Genomic DNA, 22,412 nt, shown 5'->3' on the forward strand with positions numbered 1-22,412 from the left:
CGCCGACCTGCCGACGAAGAAGCGGGAGCGGATTGCATGATGGAGTTCGGACCGTGATCCGATGCCGCGAGATAGGACCGGCCGATCTTGTTGCCATCGCCGATCTTCTGACGCGTGGCTTTGCCCGCCGTTCGCGCGACTACTGGATGGACGGGCTCCGGCGCGCTTCCGTGCGGGAGGTACCCGATGGTTTCCCCCGCTTCGGGTACATGCTCGACCATGAAGGGATGCCCGTCGGCGTTCTGCTGCTGATCTACACTGAGCGGGACGATGACGGCGGAACCTCGATCCGCTGCAACCTCTCCAGCTGGTATGTGGAACCTGCCTTCCGCAACTACGCGCCGATGCTGACCAGCGTCGCGCAGCGCCACAAGCGCGTCACCTACGTCAACATCAGTCCGGCCTTCTCGACCTGGCGGACCATTGAGGCCCAGGGATTCCGTCCCTATTGCGGCGGCTTGTTCTTCTCCTTTCCGGCGCTGTCGCGTCCGAAGAGCATGCGCGTCGAAGTCGTTCAGAAGGACGCACATGCGGTCGACGGATTGTCCGACGCCGACGTCGCGCTGCTTGCGCGGCACGCCTCGTACGGCTGCCTAAGCCTGGTGTGCCGCGCGGGCGACGGCCGCGGCTACCCCTTCGTCCTGCAGCCGATGCGCAAACGCGGGATCCCCCTGCCAGCGATGCGGCTGATCTATTGCCCCGATGTGGCCGACTATGTCGCCTGCGCCGGCGCCATCGGCCGCTTCCTGCTCCGGCGCGGCCGGATCCTGGTCGCCCTCGACGCCAACGGCCGCATGAAGGATCTGGTCGGCTTCTACAGGGGAGAGCGCGGCCGCAAATACTTCAAGGGTCCGCGGTGCCCCCGGCTTGCCGATCTGTCGGATACCGAGCTGGTGATCTATGGACCGTAACTCTGCTGCCAATGGAGAGCCGTCATGATTCCCAACAGCAAGTCCGTCAGCCATTCGCAGACATGGACATTCTACCAAGGCCAGTGGCACGAGGGCAATGTGCCGATCATGGGGCCACGCACCCATGGGCTTTGGCTCGGCTCGACCGTGTTCGATGGCGCACGCGCCTTCGAAGGCGTTACGCCCGATCTCGACCGCCATTGCGCCCGCGTCAATCAATCCGCGCTCAACTTCGGGCTCAAGCCGATCGTCGATCTCGACACGTGGATGGGTCTGGCGCGCGAAGGCATCAAGCGCTTCCCGCCCAATGCCGAACTCTACGTCCGCCCGATGTATTGGCCGCAGAATGGCGTGGGCGGCGGCGTGCTGTTCGATCCGGAAACGATGGACTGGTGTCTTTGCATCTACGAAGCGCCGCTACCGAAGCCGGTCGGCAACGCGATCACGCTGTCGCCGTTCCGCAGACCGACCGCCGAATGCGCGCCGGTCGATGCCAAGGCCGCCTGTCTCTACCCGAACTGTTCGCGCGCGCTGATCGAGGCCGCCTCGCGCGGCTTCCAGAACTGCCTGATGCTGGACATGCTGGGCAACGTCGCGGAGTTCGGCAATGCCAACGTGTTCATGGCGAAAGACGGTGTAGTCTACACGCCGGCGGCGAACGGCACCTTCCTGAACGGCATCACCCGGCAGCGGGTGATCGAACTCCTGCGCGGTTCGGGCGTCACCGTGGTGGAGGCCACGCTGCGCTATGCCGATTTCCTTGCCGCGGACGAGATCTTCTCGTCCGGCAATTTTGCCAAGGTTGCGCCCGTAATTCGGATTGACGACCGGCAGCTTACGCCCGGGCCGTTCTATACGCGTGCACGGAAACTGTACTGGGAATTTGCGCACGCGGTAAAGCTTGCGGCGTGATGATGACCTTTCAACCGAGATCAAGTCGCATGGCTTTTCGAGTTGCCGATCTACTCGTCGATTCTCTGATCGCGCACGGCGTCGACCGGGCATTTAGCGTACCCGGCGAAAGCTTTCTTGCGCTCCTTGACGCTCTGTACGAACGCGACGAGATCGATCTCGTGACTTGCCGCCACGAGGGAAGCGCCAGTCTTGCCGCAGTTGCCGACGCCAAGCTTACCGGCCGGGCCGGCGTGGTGATGGTAAGCCGCGGGCCGGGCGCATCCAACGCGGCGCTTGGTCTGCATGTAGCTTCCCAGGAGGCCATACCCCTCGTATTGCTCGTTGGTCAGGTCGGTACGTTTGAGCTGAATCGCGACGCAGTGCAGGAGATCGACACCGGGCGGGCGTTCAGTGGCCTTATCAAGTGGTCCACCAGAATCGATTCGGCGGCCCAGGTGCCCGAGATGATGGCGCGCGCATTTTCCGTGGCGCTTGGCGGCACGCCCGGGCCGGTGGTGATCGAGCTTCCCGAAGACGTTCTCGAGATGGAGGCGGATCCGCTCTCCGCCAGGGTTCACGGCGTCGCGCGAGCCGAGCCCAGTCGAGCCGCCGTGGAGCAGGCGACCGTTCTGCTTGGCAAGGCGGAGCGACCGATCCTGCTGGTCGGAGGAGAGTGTCGAACGGCGGAATTTCGTAAGGACTTGTTCGCGCTGAGCGAGCGCTGGAATGTACCGGTCGCGGCCACCAACAAGATGCAGGATCTGTTTCCGAACGATCACCGGCTCTGGATTGGACAGCTTGGCTTCTTCACGTCGCCAGCGCATGTTGCGCTCTTTGAGCAAGCGGATCTGATCGTTGCGATCGGAACGCGGCTCGGCGACCTGTCTTCCATGGGCTTTCGGTTTCCGCGACAATCGCCGCCGTCTCAGCCTCTGGTTCACGTCTATCCCGATCCGAATGCGATCGGGACTCACTTCCATACGGATCTTTCAATCGTCGCGTCGGCGCATCCGTTCTTGAAAGCCTGGCTCGACGTACCGGTCGTGTCGCGCGAGCGCGGTGGGTGGATCGAAGCCGTGGCGAAAACGCGAGAGGCGGTGCACGCATGGCCCGAGCCGGGTATCCCCAGCGCCGATGTCTTCGGGCATGCTGTTGCGGCCATCGCCAAACGCTTCCCGGCAGATGGTATCGTGACGACCGACTCCGGCAACTTCGCCGCCTGGGTGCACCGCATATTCCGCTTCCAGCCGTCGGCCCGCCTGCTTGGCTCCGCCTGCGGCGCGATGGGCAGTGGTGTTCCTTCTGCATTGAGCGCGAGCCTTCGTTATCCGAACAATCAGGTGATCGCGTTCTGCGGAGACGGCGGCTTCCTGATGACCGGGAACGAGCTGGCAACAGCCGTTGCCCGCCGGCTCAATATCAAGATTGTGATCTCCAACAACCAATCGTACGGCACCATCCGCTCGTATCAGGAGAAAGCGTTTCCGCAGCGTCCTTGCGGTACGGACCTGTCCAACCCCGACTTTGCGGCCCTTGCCCGCGCATTCGGCGCGCAGGGCTACACGATCACGAACGCGGCGCAGGTAGCCGAGGTCGTCGCGGAAGCAATGTCGGCCAAGGGCCCCGTAGTGCTCGAAGTTCGATCTGATGTGCGCCAAACACTCGATCGATCCCTCGCCGCTGCGCGCGCTGATGCATCGGAGCGCCGGTAGGCTGTTTATCTACGGTCCTCAGGCCGCGAGCGGCTAATGATGCCGATCGTTCCCCGCTAGGTGTACCTCTGAAGGGTTACCTACGGATATCAGCTGCGTACTGAAAACAGGAATCGCGAGGGGGAATTCGTACCGTTCCATCTGTTCACGTGATGAGGGCTCCGCGGCTTAGTCCGAAGGGGTAGGTGTGGTTCCTTCATGCAGGGAATAGGATGCATGGGCGAAGTGCATAAAACTGCTGACGGATTAGAAAGGATATCACCATGGGACAGGTGATTGCAGTTGGGGCGCGGAACGCAAAGGCTGCGCTGCGCAAGCTGCTTGTGCGGGCGGCGCTGGCCCCGCTGCTCATGATCGTTCAACCGTCCGACGTGGATGCACAGACGCAACCTGCTGCTCGGCAATTGCGACGTGAAGCACCGCCGCAGAAGCCGCAAGTGACGATGAACGCCTGGACGGTTGGCCTCGCCGGAGGTCTTCTCGAGGGCGCGCCCATTCGCCTGGCGGCCGAAGTCGCCCGCGTCGTGGATGATGGTGACAAACTGCACGTTCTTCCGATCGTGACGCGCGGAGCCACGGAAAACGTGAACTCACTGCTTTATTTGCGCGGCATCGATGCCGCCATCATCAACTCCGACGTACTTGAGGAATACAAGAGCCAGGTGCCCGATATTCAGCAGCGGCTGGCCTATGTGCTGAACCTGTTTCCGTCCGAACTTCATGTCTTCGTTCGTCCCGAGATTCAGAGCCTGAACGATCTCGTCGGCAAGAAGGTGAACTTCAATACCCAAGGCACCGCTGCGGCCTATTCGGGGCCGTTGATCTTCAGTCGTCTTGGCCTCGACGTGGAAAAGACCTTCATCCCGCATCAGATCGCGCTCGAGCAGATGCGCAAGGGCGAGATGGCCGCGGTCGTCTTCATTACCTCGAAGCCGGTGGATGCTTTCGTGCGCGGCCGCTGGGAGTCAGGGTTCAAGTTCCTGCCCGTCCCCTATGACCGCAAGTTCGAGGACTATTATCTTCCCGCTGCGCTCGATGCCGCAGAATACCCAAATCTGATCAAGCCGGGCGAACGCGTAACGACGATTGCGGTGCCGACCGCGCTCGTCGCCTTCAATTTTCCAGCCAAATCGAACCGCTACGAGCGGCTGGCGCGCTTCGTGGACCATCTGTTCTCGCGGATTGAAAAGTTGCAGCAGCCGGGCTTCGACCAGAAGTGGAAATCGATCAATCTCGCGGCTACCGTTCCTGGTCTTGCGCGCTTCCCTGCGGCGCAGGCATGGCTCGATCGTGGGCCGCGTGCTGCGCATGCATCGCAATGAGACGCGCGGCCGGTCTGTTCGTGGCTGGAATCACGCTCGCAAGCGGCAATGCGTTGGCGCAAGGGGCACAAGATCACCCGACAGCGCAGCTTCACGATTGTTCCCCGGCGGAACGCGCAGCAGGTCTGGAGTGCCCCGAGAGGGCGCCGCGGACCACCGCACCTCGTCAGGCGAACCAGGGAAACAACTGGATCATTAGCGTGACGATCTCACCCGTCGATTATTCACCGGTCGCTACCGCCACAACATCGTCACGCGATGCTGCCGGCGAATCCGGCGTCAAGCTTTCGATTCGCTGCCGCGGCGGGCGGAGCGAACTGGTGGTCGCCGGGCCCGGCGTTCCCGGTCGCGGCAACGATTATGCGATTTCCTATCGCGTCAACGACGGTCAGGGGCTGCAGATCGCGGCAGCCGTGCCGACGTCCGGAGTCGGAGTCGCGTTCGGGGGCGACGTTGTTCGGTTGCTGCAGTCCCTTCCAGACAGCGGGAGCCTCAGTATTCACCTTACATCCCGGATGGGGACTGCTCTGGATGCAGTGTTCTCGCTAGGCGGGTTGGAGGCGGTGCGTGCGAAGATGGCCACAGTGTGCAGGTGGCCACATCCAGCCACGAAACCCAACGGATGAGCAGTCCAATGACGTGTATTGATAGGAGAGGCCTCATGAGCATGTTTCGATATATTGCGCGGGTAATCGCCATGGCAGCCGCAACGGTACTGTTCGCCGCGCCATTCGCTGCGGCGGAGCAAGGCGGACGGTACTGGGTGCCGACAACGACGGAGCCCGCTACGCACCATCAGCGCATTGCGGCAAAGGCCACCACACATAACAAAGCAACCAAACAAAAGAAGGCACGATCCTCTCTTGCCGCACGATCCCCTCTCGCCGCCAACGCTCGGCTTGCCGACTCCAAAGCGCACCGTTTGATTTTGCAGGTGAACACGAACGACCCCGCCGCCATGAATCTCGCGCTCAACAACGCCACCAACGTCGCGCAATACTACAAGGATGCCGGCGAGAAGGTGAAGATCGAAGTGGTCACGTTCGGGCCCGGCCTGCATATGCTGCGCGATGACACCTCGCCGGTAAAGGCCCGTATCGAGGAGATGGCGCTGAGCACGCCGGAGGTATCGTTCAAGGCCTGCGGCAATACTCAGGAACGAATGCACAAAGCCGAGAACAAGAGCATCCCGATTGTTCGTCAGGCAGAGGTGGTGAAGTCAGGCGTCGTGCGCGTGATGGAACTGCAGGAGAAGGGCTGGTCCTATGTAAAACCCTAACCCGAAAGGGGTGGGGGTCCGCCATGCGAATCATAGGATTTGCGTGGCGGCGGAGCGCATAATAGCGCGACCTGAACAGGTCGCATCGCCAAGCGACGGGTGATTGCAGATGGGCCGCACGGTTATTCTCAGTGACGGATCAAATACCGTCTCCGATATCGCTAGCGCGTCGCGCAACAATTCGGACACGACGCCGTTTGCGCAGAAGACAATGCAAAGGACAGGGAGGCAGCTGCCTGCGCCCGGACGATCCGCGCCGCTGTGGATGGCCGCCGCCATGCTCGCAATCACTTGGGCGTCGGAAACGCAGGCTTGCTCCGATCGAGAGCAACCGTTGGCGGATGCGCAGCACGTGACGGTTGCCCGCAATCTCGATTCTGTTGGAACGGAAGGTGATGGCGATTCAGTTGCCTTGTCAGTTGCCTTGCCGCCGAGCCGAGCCGGCAACGACAGATCGGTGCAGGTTGTCCAAGCGACGATCGGCGACACAAGGCAGTCTCCGGAACAGGAACTTCACTGGGCGGAGTCCCTGTCGCGCGAACTCACCAATGCAAGGCGCGATATCGAGTTGCTGCAACGTCTCGAGCAGGGGCGCGATCGGGCCGAGTGGCTGGAGCAGAGTCTTGCGGCAGCGCGAAGGGACGTCGAAACCCAGAGCGCGCTAGCGGCCAAAGCGGTCGAAGAAACCGCGCGCATGAGGCAGGCTGCGCCAGGCGGTGCGGCGGAGTTGCAGAACTCCCTGCAACAGGCGCGCGAGCTGGCGGAGCGGCTGGAGCAGGACCTCGCGGCGGCGCGACGCGATGTCGGGACCCAGACCGCACTGGCTGCAAAGGCAGGCGAGGAAGCGTCCCGGTCGAAACAGGCGGGGGAGAGCATCGCTGCGGAGCTGCAGAAGTCCCTGCAACAGGAACGCGAGCGGTCCGCACGGCTGGAGCAGGATCTGGCGACGGTGCGGCATGAGGTCGAGACTCAGACCGCGCTGGCGACGAAAGCGGGTGAGGAAACTTCCCGGCTGAAAGCAGCGGAGGAGAGCGGCGCGGCGGAGCTGCAGAAGTCCCTGCACCAGGAGCGCGAGCGGTCCGCCCGGCTGGAGCGGGACCTTGCGGCATCGCGGGGTGATGTTGAGACCCAGGCCGCGCTGGCGGCAAAGGCTAGCGAGGAGGTTTTGCGGCGGAAGCAGGCGGCGGAAGCGGGAGCTGCCGAACTGAAGCAGTCGCGCGCAAGGGCCGACGCGCTGGCACAAGACCTCTCCCTGACGCGGAGCGCGATCTATGCATACGAGGCGCAGGCCCGCAAAGCTGGAGACGAAGCGGCGGAACTCAGGCAAGCAGCTGCAAACGGCGCGCCGTCGACCGGCAAGGCCGCTCCGGACGAGCGCGAGCGGTTCTCACGTCTGGAGCAGGATCTGGCGGTGGCCCGACGTGACGTCGAGGCCCAGGCGGCGCTGGCGGCGAAAGCGGGTGAGGAAGCGGTCCGGCTGAAACAGGAACGGGAGAGCGGCGCGGCGGAGCTGCAGAAGTCCCGGCAACAGGAGCGTGAACGATCCACGCGGCTGGAGCAGGAGCTTGCAGCGGTGCGGCGCGAGGTCGAGACCCAGACCGCACTGGCGACGAAGGCGGGTGAGGAAACGTCCCGGCTGAAAGCGGCGGGGGAGAGCGGCGCGGCGGAGCTGCAGAAGTCCCGACAACAGGAGCGTGAGCGATCCGCGCGGCTGGAGCAGGAGCTTGCAGCGGCGCGGCGCGAGGTCGAGACCCAGAGCGCACTGGCGACGAAGGCGGGTGAGGAAACTTCCCGGCTGAAAGCGGCTGGGGAGAGCGGTGCGGCGGAGCTGCAGAAGGCCCGGCAACAGGAGCGTGTGCGATCCGTGCGGCTGGAGCAGGAGCTTGCAGCGGCGCGGCGCGAGGTCGAGACCCAGACCGCGCTGGCGACGAAGGCGGGTGAGGAAGCTTCCCGGCTGAAAGCAGCGGGGGAGAGCGGCGCGGCGGAGCTGCAGAAGTCCCGGCAACAGGAGCGTGAGCGATCCGTGCGGCTGGAGCAGGAGCTTGCAGCGGCGCGGCGCGAGGTCGAAACCCAGACCGCGCTGGCGACGAGAGCAGGCGCGGAAACTTCCCGGCTGAAAGCGGCGGCCGAGAGCGGTGTGGCGGAGCTGCAAAAGGCCCTGCAACAGGAGCGCGAGCGGTCCGCGCGGCTGGAGCAGGATATCGCGGCAGCGCGCCGCGATATCGAGACCCAGACCGCGCTGGCGGCAAAGGCAGGCGAGGAGGCTTCGCGGCGGAAGCAGGGGACGGTAGCGAGTGCCGCGGAGTCGAGGCGATCGATGCAAAAAGGGCACGAAACGGCCGATTTGCTAGCAGACCTCTCGATGACGCGGAGCGCGATCTATGCGTACAGGGCGCAGGCCCGCAAAGCTGGAGACGAAGCGGCGGAAGTCAGAGAGGCGGCTGCAAACGGCGCGTCGTTGCATCGCAAATCGGCACAGGAGCGCGAGCGGCCCGCGTGGCTGCAGCAGGATCTTGTGGCGGCGCGTGCCGAGCGGGCACCAGCGGCGCCCGCGCGTGGCGATGCTCAGCTCGATCCCGAGCAAGCCGCGGTGGCGACAGGGTTGGTTGCGCGCGGGGCCGCGCTGCTCCGGCAGGGCGATATAGGCGCGGCGCGGCTTGTACTCGAGCGCGCCGTCGAGATGGGCAGCGCCCAGGCGAGCTTCGCGCTGGCAGAAACCTACGACCCATTGATTCTTGCGAAATGGAAAACTCAGGGCACGCGCGGCGATGCGAGCAAGGCGCAGGGCCTCTATGCAAGGGCTGACGCCGCAGGAATCCAGGAGGCGAAAGCGCGGCTGGAGGCGCTGCGTCGCTAGCGCATACGCCAATCGACCGGCGCCAGCCGCGCAACCGTCTCTGGCATCTCCCGGCACGTACTTGGTTCGAAAGCGGGCAGCGCCTTACGGGCAATTGTTGCCCGCAAGGCTCATCGATGGTGTCTGTCTACCGCTCTCGCAGCGACTCCTGCTTGTATCGCGCTAGTGGCGACAGAAGGTAGCTGATGATCCTGCGCGTGCCAGTCTTGATTTCGACCGTCACCGCCATTCCGGGGCCGAGCTTGACGAGCTTGTCCTCCACCTGCATCTCCGGACGGTCGAGCGAAATGCGCGCGGCATATTCCAGTTCCTGACCTTTCGGCTCACTGCTGCTCTGCGCTGTACCCGATCCCCGGTCACTCGAACCGCTCTGCGGCCTGTCGCGCGTGATGGCATCCGACGACACGCTGATCACGTCGCCATGAAGGAGCCCATAACGCGTGAAGTTGAAGGTGTCGACCTTGATCTCGGCCTTCAGTCCTGGATGAACAAAGCCAATGTCGCGATTGGAGAGCATGGCCTCGATCTCAAGCTGGCTGTCGCTCGGAACCACCACAGCCAGCGCCTGCGCCGGGGTCACCACGCCTCCCACCGTATGAACGGCAAGTTGCTGCACGATACCGTCGACCGGTGCGGTCAGGCGCTGTAGTTTCGTACGTCGATCCGCCTTGACCACCTCCTGCGCGGCGTTCGCAGCCTTCTGCTCGGCCTTCGCGAGTGCGTCATAGGTCGTGCGACGATACTCCGCTGCGGTCCTTTCCCTGGTTTCCTTCAGGAGCGCGGTGGCCGCGTCGGTTTCGAGCAGTCGACTTTGCTGCAAGACGAGGTCCTGCTGAAGGCCGACCAGGTCCTGGTACTCCGAAAGGTAGATGACCTTCGAGGCCAATGCCTTCTCGACGAGGCCTTTGCGGATGTCGACGCGTTCCTGCAGCACGGGTATCGTCGCCTGCAGCTTCGCCGCGCTCGCCGACGTGGTCGCCCGTTCCGCTTCCTTCTGACCCAGCTGGCGCTCGATCTCCGCGAGCTTGGCGTTCTGTTCGGCGCGCTGGCTGATCAGGAACTGGCGATGCATTTCGACCTCGGCAGCGCTTGCGTTCTGCGGCGGCCGGAAGGCGGCGAGAGGATCCGCCGCCAGCGCCGCGCGCAGCCGCGCGACTTCGAGCTCGGCCGCAAGGAGATCGCTCTTTTGGCGCTCCTGGTCGGCTTCCGTCATCGTCGGGTCGAGCTCGATCAGGACGTCGCCGGCCTTGACGCGCTGTCCGTCGCGCACCTGGATGGCGCGGACAACGCCCGTTTCGAACGGCTGGATCAGCTTTGTGCGTCCACCCGGCACGATCTTGCCTGTCGCGCTGGCGACGATATCGACGCTGCCGAGCGACGCCCAAGCCAGCGCGACGCAGAAGAGTGCGATGATACTCGCCCCGATCGCACGCCCGATCGGCGAGGGGGGTGATTCGGTGATTTCGAGAGCCGCCGGCAGGAACGCAATTTCGTTCTCGCGCCGGCGAACTTCGGCTCTCGGAAATGCAACGACGTTTCGGTTAGCGGACGTCATGGATACCAGCCTGCAAATAATGAAGGTTCGCGTAACGACCGTTGGTGCGGATCAGCTCATCATGGCTGCCGTCCTCAACAATCCGACCATGCTCGATCGTGATGATCCGGTTCGCATTGCGCACGGTGGAGAGCCGGTGCGCGATGACGAAGACGGTCCGTCCGGCAGAGATTTGTTTCATGTTCTGCTGGATGGCGCGCTCGCTTTCGTAGTCCAGCGCACTTGTCGCCTCGTCGAAAATGAGGATGCGCGGATCGGTGATAAGTGCGCGCGCGATCGCGATGCGCTGGCGCTGCCCGCCGGACAGACTGCTGCCGCGTTCGCCCACCACGGTGTCGTAGCCCTCGGGCAGCTCAAGGATGAAGTCGTGAGCGCCGGCGAGCGATGCCGCCTCGATGACCCGATCCATCGGCATGGACGGATCGGCAAGCGCGATGTTCTCGCGAACCGAGCGGTTGAAGAGCACGTTCTCCTGCAGCACGACGCCTATCTGTCGTCGCAGCCAGCTCAGATCGACCATCGCGAGATCGACGCCGTCGACCAGCACGCGTCCGCTCTCCGGCACATAGAGGCGCTGGATCAGCTTGGTGATGGTGCTCTTGCCCGAGCCCGAGGAGCCCACGATGCCGACGACCTGGCCGGGTTCGACGCTGAAGGAGACGTTGTGCAGCACCTCGGGGCCGTCGATGCGGTAGCGGAAGGTCGCGTGCTCGAATGTGACCTTGCCCCGAATCGCCGGCAGCGCGGCGCGGCCGGGATTGAAGCTCGGCTCAGGTATGGTGTTGAGGATGTCGCCGAGGCGATCGATCGACAGCCGGGCCTGATGGAAATCCTGCCAGATCTGTGCGAGCCGCAGCACCGGCGTGCTGACGCGCGCGGCCAGCATGTTGAACGCGACGAGCTCGCCGACCGTCAGCTCCCCGCCGATCACCAGCCTGGCGCCGAAGTAAAGGATTGCGGCGATGACCAGCTTGTTGATCATCTGGACTGCCTGGCTCGCCGTATTGTTCAGGCTGAGCACGCGGAAGCTTGCGGCCACATAGCCGGCGAGTTGCTCCTCCCAGCGGCGTTGCATCTGCGGTTCGACGGCCATGGCCTTCAGGGTTTCGACGCCCGTCACGCTCTCGACCAGGAAGGCCTGATTCTCGGAACCTCGATTGAACTTCTCATCGAGGCGCCGGCGAAACAGCGGCGCAACGCCCGCGGAGATCCCGATGTAGAACGGGAAGGACGCCAGGACGATCAGCGTTAACGTCGTCGAGTAGTAGAACATTACCGCAAGGAAAACGACCGTGAACAGCAGATCGATGACCAGCGTAAGCGCCGAACTCGTCAGGAACTGGCGGATATTCTCGAGCTCGCGGACACGTGCCACCGAATCGCCGACGCGGCGGGTCTGGAAATAGGCGATCGGCAGCGCCATCAGGTGACGAAACAGCCGGGCGCCGAGCTCGACGTCGATACGGTTTGTCGTGTGCGCGAACAGATAGACGCGCAGCGTTTCGAGAATGGCCTCGAAGACGGTGAGGGCGACCAGGCCAATGATCAGCACGTCGAGCGTGCTCATGCTTCGATGCACGAGCACCTTGTCGATGACCACCTGGAAGAACAGCGGTGAGACGACGGCAAAGATCTGAATGAAGAACGAGGCGACCAGCACCTCGCTGAGCAGGCTGCGATACTTGTGGACTGCGCCGACAAACCAGCCGATGTCGAAGCGTCGGGAGAGGTCCGTCAGGCTCGCGCGCCGGGCCATCAGGATGATCTCGCCGTCCCAGATGGCCTCCAGTTCGGCCTGCGTCATGGTTTCGGGTCGGGGCGACAGCGGGCGTTGAACGAGGAGATTGTCGTCGATCACTTTGCCGAGGATCAGAAATCCACCGTCGCGCAGCACGGCGATTCCCGGCAGCGGGGTAACCGCAAGCCGACTCCAGCTCGTCCTCTGTACCCGTGCCTTGAGCCCGAAATCCTTGGCACAGCGCAGGATTTCGGTAACACCTACGCGCGCCGCGCCTACCCGATGGCGGATTTGACCCGGGTCGGCCGCGATACCATGGCTACGCAGCAATATAGTCAGCGCAATGAGCGCCGATTCATCGGCATTGTCGGATTCGGTACTCGCCACCGCGAGTTCGGTGCTTACCGGCGGGGAAGCAATATCGCCTCGAGCGGCGAAACGTCCGCGCATCAGGGAATCGCGGGCTTTCATCAAGGCATCGCCAGGACGCATGAAAGGCCCGAGGGCACGCACCAGGACGTCCCCTGCACGGCGTGCAAGGTCAACGCCGCGGGTGCTGATGCCGGCGAGTGCATGAAGTACCCGATTAGCGACGGTCTGAGGTCCGGGCAGGATCAAACGACCGTCCCAGATTTCTTCGAATTCCGCGCGCGTCATCACCCGGGGATTTGACCAGGTCGGATGCAGCACAAGCGCACCCCTGTCGTCGACCTTTCCGAGAAGCAAGAATCCGCCGTCATGCAGCGATGCGATTCCAGGCAGCTGGATGCCCGCAAGTCGCTTCCAATGCGTCGTCCGCGAACCGAGATTGACGCCAAACTCGCGTGCACAGCGCAGCATTGCGCCGATGCCGAATGCGTTGCTTCCGCATCGATCGCGGAGCTGGTCGGGCGCAGCGTCTACGCCATGAATCCGCAGGAACAGAGCCAGGGCTCGAAACCCCAGATCTGCGGCGTGGGCATTTCCATTCTGGATCGCCATGTTGTTCTACTCAATCCTTCGCGGCTACCGACCGCTTCCGATGTTCCTTCTCATGCATTCCCAAATTTCGATGGTGGCGCACCCGGGCGACGAGCGCCCGGGTGCGGAGCCGATCAGGCAGGTGGTCTGGTGAGGAACGAAACCTGACCCAAAGTGGTGCCATTCGATGTAGCCGCCACAATCTGACCGGGATCGACCCGGCCGGTGTTGGCCGCCATATACTGGTTCAGCAGCGCAAAGCCCTGGTTTGCCAGGGATCCTGCGGGAGTGCTGGTCGCAGGCGATAGATCGGTCACGTTGATCATCTGCGGCGCAGAGGTCGCGACTCCGCCGGCGGCAAAGTCCCCGATGCGGCTAAGCAGCGCCGAACCCGGGCTCGTCGAAGACGCTGCGGTCGTGGTGGTCGCAGGTGCTGTGGCCGTGGCAATCCCCGGAGGGGCATTCGTCACGGAGATCGGCTGCGGTGCCGTCACCGTGCTGACGACCGGGGTAGAGGTCGAAGGCGCCATTACCGTGGGGGTCTGCGGCGTCACCGTGGGGGTCTGCGGCGTCGTGGTGGTCCAAGACGGCGCATCCGACAGGGTCATCCTCTGCGTCGCGGATGTCGTAACGGCGCCGGTGACCGGATCCTTGGCGGTTGCCGTCAACGTGATTGTGTCGACCGGATCACGCGAGCCTCGGTAGTAGTTGTGCAGCGTCAGTCCGCTGTCAACCTGTGCCTTCGTCAAGGTGATGTTTCTGCCACTGAACGTGTGACCGAGGCCGTCGGTGATCGTCTCGTACGACGCCAATCCCCTGATGTTCACGGTCACACTGTCGTTGGGATCGGTCGTTGACACCTTCACGCCCAGGTCGACCGTACCGCCCCTGCCGGCCACCGTGAGGGTGTGATCAGCGACGGCGAGGACCGGCGCGACCGAGGATGGAGACGTCGGTGATGTCGGGTTCGTCGGCGAGGTCGGGTTCGTCGGTGAGATCGGATCGACATCGATCTGGAGACCGGTGAAGGTCTTCAACGCGCCCGAAAGGTTCGCCGCCAGGCCGGATGCATCCTTGATGCTCGCGCCGGTCAAATCGACGCCGGTGATGGCAAGCGCCGAGGTATCGCGGTCGGTCGCCGCGACAGTCGTTTTGAAGGTGAGCGTGCTCGTGCCCGTCCCACCCACATAGGTGGCCTTGCCGCCATCATTGAGCGACAGCGTAGGCGTACCGGTGACGGTCACGGCCTCGCTGAAGCCGAGCGTCAATGTGATGGTATCGCCGACATGCTCGATTCCCGTCCCCGGTAAAGCGGACGCCTGCGTCACCGTCGGCGCGAGGTTTACCGGATTGGTTGGATTCGTGGGCGTGGTTGGCGTCGTCGGCGTCGTCGGTACGGTGGGGACCGGTGCCGATCCGGTCGTGATGTGCAGGTTGCTGTAATCCACCGTCATTGTTTCGGCGGCCGGCGAACGATACACGCCTTCCTTCCAATAGTACTTTTGCCCGCTCTCGTATCCGATCGACCCGTTATAATCGACAATCTGGACGCCATCTCTCCAAACATTGAGATAGCCATTTCCGGTGTTGTCGAAGTTGACCTGAATGTTCATGTCATACGAATGACCCCGCTGAATGGGGTTTGGATCCGTATAGAGCACCTTTGTCGTCGTGCCTGACTGGCCCGGCTCCTGATACCGCGCGACGATTCGCATACGTTCGCCAACCATCTCGACAGCGAAGGGAGGCGGACCGTCCGAGGGCGTTTCGTGAAACTGGCTGAGCAGCATCCACGATGCAGTATTCGTCGCGCCCGGTTGTACCGTAAGCTGGTAGTCTACGTTGATCTGGGTGCCCTGTGCATACTCCGGCAGAAGCCTGATCTCGGAACGCTCCGCTCCCCTGTTTTGGGTAAGGTCGTTCCAGCCAGAAGTGATCCAATTATCTCCGGGGCGGAGCGAAAATCGGAGCGTGTGGGAATCGGGCGATGTCAGGCTCCATGACTCGTTGGCGTTCTGGACTCCCGCTCTGATCCCGTCGATCGTTACGCTGGAACCAGAGGCACCCGAGAACGAATTGATGTTCGGCACGATCGTCGCGCTCAGGGCCGCCGACGCCGGACTTGTGCCGGTTGCATCCGCACTCGTCGCGGTGAAGCTGTGAACGCCATCCGACAATGGCCTGGTTGCAAAGGACCACGCGCCGCTGCTGTTCGCCGTGGTCGTGCCGAGAAGCGTCGTGCCGTCGAATACGTTTACCGTGCTGTTTGCCCCAGCCGTCCCAGCCACCGTTAGCTCATTGTCGCTGGTGATTCTATCACCCGCAGTGAGGGTATCGGGAGAGATCGACTTGATTACAGGTGCGGAAGCCATTCCGTTATCCTTTTGACGTTGAAGAGGGGTATTCCACTGCCGTGCATCACGAAGGCACACGACATACCGCTGCTCGCAGCGCCTGGCACCGCGAGCACATTTCAAAGCATTGCAGCCTCGAACCGCGAGGATATTTCACTGCCGTGCAGTTGGCGCACGACATACCGCTCGCTCGCTGTGCATGGCACCGCGAACGTATTTCAAAGCATTGCAGCCTCGAACCGCGAGGGTATTTCAAAGCAGTGGGATTTCGCCCCCCCGACTGCTGGTTGGCTGGTTAATAAGCAAAAATGGCGAAAAAACTTTCAAAGTATGATTTATACCCATGTATGTCGGCCTAATACGTCCCCATATCGGGTCGATTCAAGGCACTCCCACGATTCTTCCATCAGATTGCCTCGTCGTCAGCGTTGCGGGAGGTCGAGCGCGACGCCGCTTCATATGTGCGAACTGCATCTCGATCTTCTCCCGTTCACGCCGCGACGTCACATCGGCATCGATCCTGGTGATATCGCGCGCGACTTCTCGTGCAGTTTCGTGGATCGAGCGCGAAGTCGGCATCTTCGCAGAGCAACGGGCTCAGGTTCGCGGGCGTCGCAGTTGGGTTTGCTGGCGCGATAAACCAGTGTTGTCCCATCGTTCACGGGAGTGTCGGTCGAGGTCAGCTCCTTGCCGGCTCGGCAAATGTAAGTGTCGGGCCGTTGAGCGTAGGCGAAGTCTTCGCGCGAGCCCCGTCGGCAGGGGGCCAATCTATCGAACACCGGAATGTGCGGCTCGATCGCCAGCTCGCTTACCAACCAACCCAGCATCTCGGCTGACCCGCAGGCGCCGTCGGCCGCAAGGCGTTCGGAAGAGAGCTCAAGGCGTTCTCCGGCGGGCTCTATTCCTGGAGAAGGTCGAGTGTCCGGTACCGCGCCCTCGAGGCCGAGCCGCAGCAATTACGGCTGTGGTTGGTTGCGGCCCGCTCTGCTTGCATTCCATAACAACGGCAACTTGAAATTATAGCGCCACCGTACTCACAATTGGGTACCCACTCAGCCCCAGGTAACAATCCTTCTGCTTACACTTGCCTGGCAGGCTCCAAGGCTATTGTAGCGGGATGAAAATTGCAGTGTTCGGACTTGGTTATGTTGGCATGACGGCGGCCGCCTGCCTCTCGAGGGATGGCCACGAAGTCATTGGTGTTGACGTCAGCGATGAAAAAGTGGCGATCGTCAATGCCGGTAAGTCGCCGATCACGGAGCCCGGTCTCGATGAGCTTGTGGCTCGTGCGATCAGGAAAGGTTTGCTGCTCGCGACGAAGGATGCGAGCCCGCATCTCGACAGTTGCGACATGGCCATAGTCTGTGTGGGAACGCCCAGTGCGCCGGACGGGTCTCACAATATGAGCTTTATTGTCGAGGTTTCCCATCAGCTCGCGGAGCTGGTCGGGCCCGCTCGAACGACGACGTTGACGGTCGTATTTCGCTCGACGATGCGACCCGGCACGATCGAGGAGCTGGTGCTCCCGATCTTCGAGGAAGCGTTGAAAGACAGGATGGACCTGGTCGAGCTGGTCTACAATCCCGAGTTTCTGCGTGAATCTGTAGCGATCCAGGACTTCGTCAATCCGCCGAAGATCGTGATTGGGACGAAGGACGGGGGAAGGTGCTCAGCTCTTGACGAGTTGAACGCAAAAATAAAGGCGCCCGTCTTCTATACGACTTATCGCGCGGCAGAGATGACGAAATTCGTCGACAACACGTTTCACGCATTAAAGGTTGCGTTTGCCAACGAAGTTGGTCGCGTTTGCGATAAGCTCAATATCAGCGCAGCCACCGTCCACAACATCTTCGTCGCTGACACGAAGCTCAACATCTCGCCATACTATCTGAGGCCAGGTGGCGCATTCGGCGGCTCATGCCTGCCGAAGGACGTTCGCGCACTCCAATACATCGCAAGCGATGTTGGGGCGCATACGCACCTTGTGGATTCGCTTTTGAGGTCGAATGACGCGCACAAGAATTTTCTGTTTGAGAGCTGCGTGAAAACAGTCCGGGCCGGCGGACAGGTGCTCATGCTGGGGCTCGCCTTCAAGGACAACAGCGACGATCTTCGCGAGAGCCCCAATATCGACCTGGCGCGCAAATTCCTTCAGTCGCATATCGGCTTGTCGATCTACGATCCTCACGTCGAGCCGTCCAAATTGTTGGGCCAGAATCTTGGCTATGCGTTCTCGAATTTGCCCGCACTCCGCAAACTGCTGGTCTCAAAGTCGGTCGCCGAGTCGGAGCTGTTCGACCTGGTCATCGACACCAGAGGATGGGCGAAGCAAATGGCGTTACGCACCAGGCGGGTCATCGATGTTAACACTCTTTCGTGACGGTCGCGGCGCAAGCCGCCCCGATCAAGCGGGTCTAGCGCACTCACTTAAGTCGGCTGGCGTCAACCGCGAACTTCACAAATTGGCCGGTTCGAATGCCACTTCTGCGGATTTGGTCGACGCCGCGCCAGCCGCGCAACCCGGGATCGATGGTTCGGTCCGCCGCCGGGTGCTTATCATCGTCGAAAACCTGCCAGTGCCGTTCGACCGCCGGGTGTGGTCGGAGGCCAGCACATTGTCGCGGCATGGCTATGAAGTATCCATAATTTGTCCCAAGGGACCGGGCGCGACCGCCACGTTTGAAATCATCGACGGAATCGCCGTCTATCGTCACTGGTTGCCGAGAGAAGGACGCGGGGTCCTGGGCTATCTCGCCGAGTACAGCGCGGCATTGTTCTGGGAGTTCGTGCTGAGTTTGAAAGTTCTCACCACGCGCGGGTTTGATGTCGTCCACGCTTGCAATCCGCCGGATCTCATTTTCGTGGTTGGTGCATTTCACAAGTTTCTATTTGGAAAGTCTTTCATCTTCGATCAGCACGATATCAACCCGGAACTTTATGAAGCAAAATTCGGACAACGTGGCTTTCTCTGGCGGGTTATGGTCCTGCTTGAACGCATTACATTCGCATTGTCTGACGTATCAATAGCGACAAACCAGTCATATCGCACCATCGCCATCGAGCGAGGGCGAATGAACCCAGATCGCGTGTTCGTGGTGCGCTCCGGTCCCAACCTTTCACGCGTCCGGTCACTTCGACCAGAGCCGGCCTGGAAGAAGGGGCGGAAATTCCTTGTCGCATATGTGGGTGTCATTGGAAAACAAGAGGGAATCGATCTGCTACTGGAAGCGATCAAGCACATCCGCGGGAGACGAAACCGCGACGACGTCCAGTTCGTCATTGTCGGGAGCGGTCCGGAGCTGGAGGAGGTCAAGAAACTTGCAGCGGCCTTCGCGCTGGACGATTTGGTCACGTTCACCGGCCGTGTTGATGATGCAACCCTGTTCACAATACTCTCGACCGCAGACGTCTGCGTGAATCCCGACCGCCCCAACGCGATGAACGACAAATCAACGATGAACAAGATCATGGAGTACATGGCGCTGGGTAAGCCTATTGTCCAGTTCGACCTCACCGAGGGGCGCGTTTCGGCCGGCGAGGCATCGTTATATGCACGGAATACCGATACTGCGGACTTCGGCGACAAGGTATTGGAGCTCGTAGATGATCCAGTGCGGCGTGACCGTATGGGCGCCTTCGGCCAGAAGAGGATCCATGACGAACTCGCCTGGGACCACGAGATGGCAAACCTCTTGGGCGCGTATGAGAAAGCCTTCAGTCTAAGATATTCACCAGGCCGCCAGCGACGCGCTGCCGTACCCGAATTGAGCCGGCACGATAGCCCGGGCTGATGCCGGCGCTCTCGCGCAGCCATTTCTTCGGTCGTCTGGCCTTGTTCGTTTTGATCGATTGCATCATCGCAGCGGGTGCCCAGAACGAGCATATGTCGGCGATCGGCTGATTGCCGTCCAAATAGGGCATAATAGCCATGTGTGGGATATTTGGATGGGTTCTTGGGGCAGGAAAGCATCAGGATCGCAAGACGCTTATCGGTCTTACCGATCTGATGTCTCATCGGGGACCTGACGGCTCGGGTTACTGGCTCCACGAGACGTCCGATGAGCGATTTCAGATCGGCTTCGGCCACCGCCGGCTTTCGATTATTGACATCGGTGGCGGCGCGCAGCCGATGACGAGTGAAGATGGCCGCTTCACGTTAATCTTCAACGGCGAAATCTATAATTATATTGAACTGCGGCAGGAACTTGTTGCGCTTGGCCATCGGTTTCGCACGAACTCGGACACCGAGGTGCTTATCGAAGCATATCGCGCCTGGCACCTCGACGCAGTACTAAGATTTCGCGGCATGTTCGGCTTCGCGCTTTGGGATGAAGCAGAGCAGCGGCTAATACTGGCCCGCGATGCCTTCGGCAAAAAACCGCTGTTTCTCGCCGAGATGCAGGGTGTTGTACTCTTCGGCTCGGAGATTGAGCCGCTCGTTCAGTTTTCGGGCTTCAACCGAACGTTCGATTCCGAAGCACTCGGTCACTATCTTCTTAACCGATATGTTCCGGGACCTTCCACGTTCTTCGATGCGGTGAAGAAGCTGCAGCCTGGCCACTATGCCGTATGGCAGGGCGGAACGCTGAAAACGACACGCTATTTTGCGCCGCCAGTTGCGACGACAGTGCCGGACATCAAGTCGTTCGATGATGCAGTTCGCCTGTTCGAAGAGACATTCGATGAGGCCGTTCGCATTCGCATGCGCAGCGACGCGCCGTTCGGCGCCTATCTTTCGGGTGGTATCGACTCGTCGGCGGTCGTGGCAACCATGGTTAAGCATAGCGCGGAGCCTGTACGAACGTTCTCGGTAGGCTTTCGCGAAGGGGAGTATTCGGAGCTCGATCACGCGCGGGTCATTGCAGGTCGGTTTGCCACCATTCACAATGAACTATTCGTCGAACCCGACGCATTCATGGAGCATTGGTCGACCGCCGTGTTGCGTCGTGGTGCTCCCGTCAGTGAGGCGTCCGATGTCCCGATCTTCATGCTTTCGGAGATGGCCTCCAGCAGCGTGAAGATGGTACTCACGGGAGAAGGCGCCGATGAGTTGATGGGTGGATATCCAAAGCATCGGGCTGAGCAGTGGATAGGTCTGTACCAATGGCTGATGCCACACCTGTTGCACGAGCGGCTGATCTACCCGCTGGTGCGTTCATTGCCTTATGGGATGCGGCGCGTGAAGATCCTTGCATTGGCCGCGGGCGAGCGCGACCTTGTGAACCGCATGCGAGTATGGTTCGGCGGCCTTTCGGTTGGCGAAAGCGAAGCAATGCTGGGCCGGCTCCTCTCGGCGACACCGCCTGATCTCTTCCCGTATTCGTCGGGGGCAGAATCCAGTCTGCGGCGTACATTATTCTTCGATCAGACATCATGGCTTCCAGACAACCTGCTGGAACGCGGCGATCGAATGATGATGGCGGGGTCGATCGAGGGCCGGATGCCATTCATGGATACCGTGCTGGCCAGCGTTGTAGCGCGTTTCCCGGACGAGTTTCTGACGGGAGGCAAGGGCGGCAAGACGGTGCTGCGTGCGGCGATGGACAAGATCCTGCCACCGGAAATCGTACGGCGGAGAAAGGTAGGATTCCGCGTACCAATCGGAGAATGGTTCAGAGGTCCTTACCGTGATTTCGTACAGGACATGCTGGTGAGTGAAGCGTCCAGCGTAGCGAAAATGATAAGCGGCCCCAAGCTTCGCAGGCTTGTAACAGAGCACCTCAACGGTCGGCAGAACCACGAGAGAATTCTTTGGTCACTGACAAATCTCGAGATCTTCTTGCGTACCTTCAGGATAGCAACGTGAAAATGAATCCGTCTGTCGCGCCTGGGCAATCGAGTTACTCTCGACGCTGGTTCGCGTCGGCGCTATGCACCCGGCATTGTGTTGGACCTGAATGACTGGGTCGGAATCTGACGGCTATGAGCCGCCTTACGCTCCGCCGTATCACCTGCCTGGTTATTCCAGCGGATTCTATCGGAGTCTCAGGCCTTCTTCCCCATAACGTAGACACATGGGAAAAGGACTGAATGCATTCCAGTCATGCTCAGCCCCGTTGCAAGTCGTCCGTAAAGCCTCGAATAGTATTGACCAGAGACAGAGACAGGATTGCCGCCAAACGCCGCCGAACACAGATCGAAGAGCTCTTGTTGCGTGAAACCTGCATGAGCGCCGGCTTCATTGCTCCACTCGCCTTTCAGGCGTTTCTTGAAATCAGCGAAGTTCCACAATATCTTGTCTTTCATCGAGGTTGCTGAGCCCACGTAGCCGATCAGCCGACGCTTGTTTGGGGTGCCGATTAGATAAGTTCCACCTGATCGCAGAACACGAGCCATCTCTGCGAGTGCTTTTTCGGGATGAGGAATGTGCTCTAGAGCATGGAATGAGAAAACAAAATCAAAAGCACCATCGGGGAACTGGAGCTCTCTGGCGTCCATTTCAAATAGTTTTGCCGGCGCAGATCCAGCATGATCGAACGAGAACTCACCTCCGATATCGATCCCCACCGTCTTGGATTTAAGGCCTCGTGCGAGGAGACCTGCTTCACGCCCTGATCCGCAACCGACAACGAGTATATCGTCTATTGGCGTGCGGATTTTGTCTTTTATGATATCGACAAGAGCTAAGCTCTTGTTAGCCTCCCGTGCACGGTAGACTGGATCTATATCGTGTTCCGCCATGGCGAGTCCGGACATGCTGAACAAACCCCTTCACGCGATCAGGCGTCGGCTCTGGCCACCAGCGGAACGTTTCGTGAAGCATCCCATTCGACGCGCGCGGGTTCCGGGAAGGCAAAAGGATCACCTGAATACTGGTATGCAACTCTATT

General features: G+C 61.2%; 13 protein-coding genes. 9 read left to right on the forward strand and 4 right to left on the reverse strand.

Annotated elements, in window-relative coordinates; translation table 11 throughout:
* Positions 1 to 32 precede the first annotated feature (32 nt).
* From JQ558_RS28075 to JQ558_RS28100, 6 genes are all read left to right on the forward strand, one after another.
* Positions 33 to 911 (forward strand): acyl-CoA acyltransferase, encoded by an 879-nt coding sequence (locus JQ558_RS28075; protein WP_212271840.1) that lies wholly within the window; start codon positions 33 to 35, stop codon positions 909 to 911.
* Positions 912 to 935: 24 nt separating this feature from the next.
* Positions 936 to 1,823 carry a branched-chain amino acid aminotransferase gene (locus JQ558_RS28080; protein ID WP_212271839.1) on the forward strand — a complete coding sequence of 296 codons (888 nt, stop codon included), beginning with the start codon at positions 936 to 938 and terminating at the stop codon, positions 1,821 to 1,823.
* A gap of 29 nt (positions 1,824 to 1,852) precedes the next feature.
* Positions 1,853 to 3,517, forward strand: coding sequence for a thiamine pyrophosphate-dependent enzyme (locus JQ558_RS28085; RefSeq protein ID WP_212295808.1), 1,665 nt, complete (start codon positions 1,853 to 1,855; stop codon positions 3,515 to 3,517).
* A gap of 263 nt (positions 3,518 to 3,780) precedes the next feature.
* The gene (locus tag JQ558_RS28090) at positions 3,781 to 4,839 is read left to right on the forward strand and encodes a TAXI family TRAP transporter solute-binding subunit (RefSeq protein WP_249142673.1); all 1,059 of its coding nucleotides are present in this window, start codon (positions 3,781 to 3,783) and stop codon (positions 4,837 to 4,839) included.
* A gap of 661 nt (positions 4,840 to 5,500) precedes the next feature.
* Positions 5,501 to 6,118, forward strand: a complete 618-nt coding sequence (locus JQ558_RS28095; protein WP_212271837.1) for a DsrE family protein — start codon at positions 5,501 to 5,503, stop codon at positions 6,116 to 6,118.
* Between the two features lie 109 nt (positions 6,119 to 6,227).
* Positions 6,228 to 8,975, forward strand: coding sequence for a hypothetical protein (locus tag JQ558_RS28100; RefSeq protein WP_212295809.1), 2,748 nt, complete (start codon positions 6,228 to 6,230; stop codon positions 8,973 to 8,975).
* Positions 8,976 to 9,102: 127 nt separating this feature from the next.
* Here the strand turns inward: JQ558_RS28100 and JQ558_RS28105 are convergent, their stop codons facing one another.
* The 3 genes from JQ558_RS28105 to JQ558_RS28115 form a co-directional block, all read right to left on the reverse strand.
* A complete protein-coding gene (locus JQ558_RS28105; RefSeq protein ID WP_212295810.1) occupies positions 9,103 to 10,530 on the reverse strand; it encodes an HlyD family type I secretion periplasmic adaptor subunit in 1,428 nt (475 codons plus the stop codon).
* Positions 10,517 to 13,180 (reverse strand): type I secretion system permease/ATPase, encoded by a 2,664-nt coding sequence (locus tag JQ558_RS28110; RefSeq protein ID WP_409410596.1) that lies wholly within the window; start codon positions 13,178 to 13,180, stop codon positions 10,517 to 10,519. The genes JQ558_RS28105 and JQ558_RS28110 overlap by 14 nt, the downstream gene beginning before the upstream one ends.
* Positions 13,181 to 13,362: 182 nt before the next feature.
* Entirely contained in the window at positions 13,363 to 15,600 is a 2,238-nt protein-coding gene (locus tag JQ558_RS28115; RefSeq protein WP_212211075.1) for a heparin lyase I family protein, read from the reverse strand.
* Positions 15,601 to 16,699: 1,099 nt separating this feature from the next.
* Here JQ558_RS28115 and JQ558_RS28120 point away from each other — a divergent pair.
* From JQ558_RS28120 to asnB, 3 genes are all read left to right on the forward strand, one after another.
* A complete protein-coding gene (locus JQ558_RS28120) occupies positions 16,700 to 17,962 on the forward strand; it encodes a nucleotide sugar dehydrogenase (RefSeq protein ID WP_212295812.1) in 1,263 nt (420 codons plus the stop codon).
* Positions 17,943 to 19,373, forward strand: coding sequence for a glycosyltransferase family 4 protein (locus JQ558_RS28125; protein WP_212295813.1), 1,431 nt, complete (start codon positions 17,943 to 17,945; stop codon positions 19,371 to 19,373). The genes JQ558_RS28120 and JQ558_RS28125 overlap by 20 nt, the downstream gene beginning before the upstream one ends.
* Positions 19,374 to 19,510: 137 nt before the next feature.
* Positions 19,511 to 21,388, forward strand: coding sequence for an asparagine synthase (glutamine-hydrolyzing) (gene asnB / locus JQ558_RS28130; RefSeq protein WP_212295814.1), 1,878 nt, complete (start codon positions 19,511 to 19,513; stop codon positions 21,386 to 21,388).
* Between the two features lie 179 nt (positions 21,389 to 21,567).
* On the opposite strand, the gene JQ558_RS28135 is transcribed toward asnB, so the two are convergent.
* Positions 21,568 to 22,278, reverse strand: coding sequence for a bifunctional 2-polyprenyl-6-hydroxyphenol methylase/3-demethylubiquinol 3-O-methyltransferase UbiG (locus JQ558_RS28135; protein ID WP_212211083.1), 711 nt, complete (start codon positions 22,276 to 22,278; stop codon positions 21,568 to 21,570).
* Between the last annotated feature and the right edge of the window lie 134 nt (positions 22,279 to 22,412).

It is taken from the genome of Bradyrhizobium sp. AUGA SZCCT0160 (assembly GCF_018130105.1).
Lineage (GTDB): Bacteria > Pseudomonadota > Alphaproteobacteria > Rhizobiales > Xanthobacteraceae > Bradyrhizobium.

Bases quoted from the DNA above. Each gene is read 5' to 3' on its own strand.
- asnB (WP_212295814.1), top strand. From the start codon at position 19,511: ATGTGTGGGATATTTGGATGGGTTCTTGGGGCAGGAAAGCATCAGGAT.
- JQ558_RS28125 (WP_212295813.1), top strand. From the start codon at position 17,943: ATGTTAACACTCTTTCGTGACGGTCGCGGCGCAAGCCGCCCCGATCAA.
- JQ558_RS28105 (WP_212295810.1), bottom strand. From the start codon at position 10,530: ATGACGTCCGCTAACCGAAACGTCGTTGCATTTCCGAGAGCCGAAGTT.
- JQ558_RS28120 (WP_212295812.1), top strand. From the start codon at position 16,700: ATGAAAATTGCAGTGTTCGGACTTGGTTATGTTGGCATGACGGCGGCC.
- JQ558_RS28080 (WP_212271839.1), top strand. From the start codon at position 936: ATGATTCCCAACAGCAAGTCCGTCAGCCATTCGCAGACATGGACATTC.
- JQ558_RS28085 (WP_212295808.1), top strand. From the start codon at position 1,853: ATGGCTTTTCGAGTTGCCGATCTACTCGTCGATTCTCTGATCGCGCAC.
- JQ558_RS28135 (WP_212211083.1), bottom strand. From the start codon at position 22,278: ATGTCCGGACTCGCCATGGCGGAACACGATATAGATCCAGTCTACCGT.
- JQ558_RS28100 (WP_212295809.1), top strand. From the start codon at position 6,228: ATGGGCCGCACGGTTATTCTCAGTGACGGATCAAATACCGTCTCCGAT.
- JQ558_RS28090 (WP_249142673.1), top strand. From the start codon at position 3,781: ATGGGACAGGTGATTGCAGTTGGGGCGCGGAACGCAAAGGCTGCGCTG.
- JQ558_RS28115 (WP_212211075.1), bottom strand. From the start codon at position 15,600: ATGGCTTCCGCACCTGTAATCAAGTCGATCTCTCCCGATACCCTCACT.
- JQ558_RS28095 (WP_212271837.1), top strand. From the start codon at position 5,501: ATGAGCATGTTTCGATATATTGCGCGGGTAATCGCCATGGCAGCCGCA.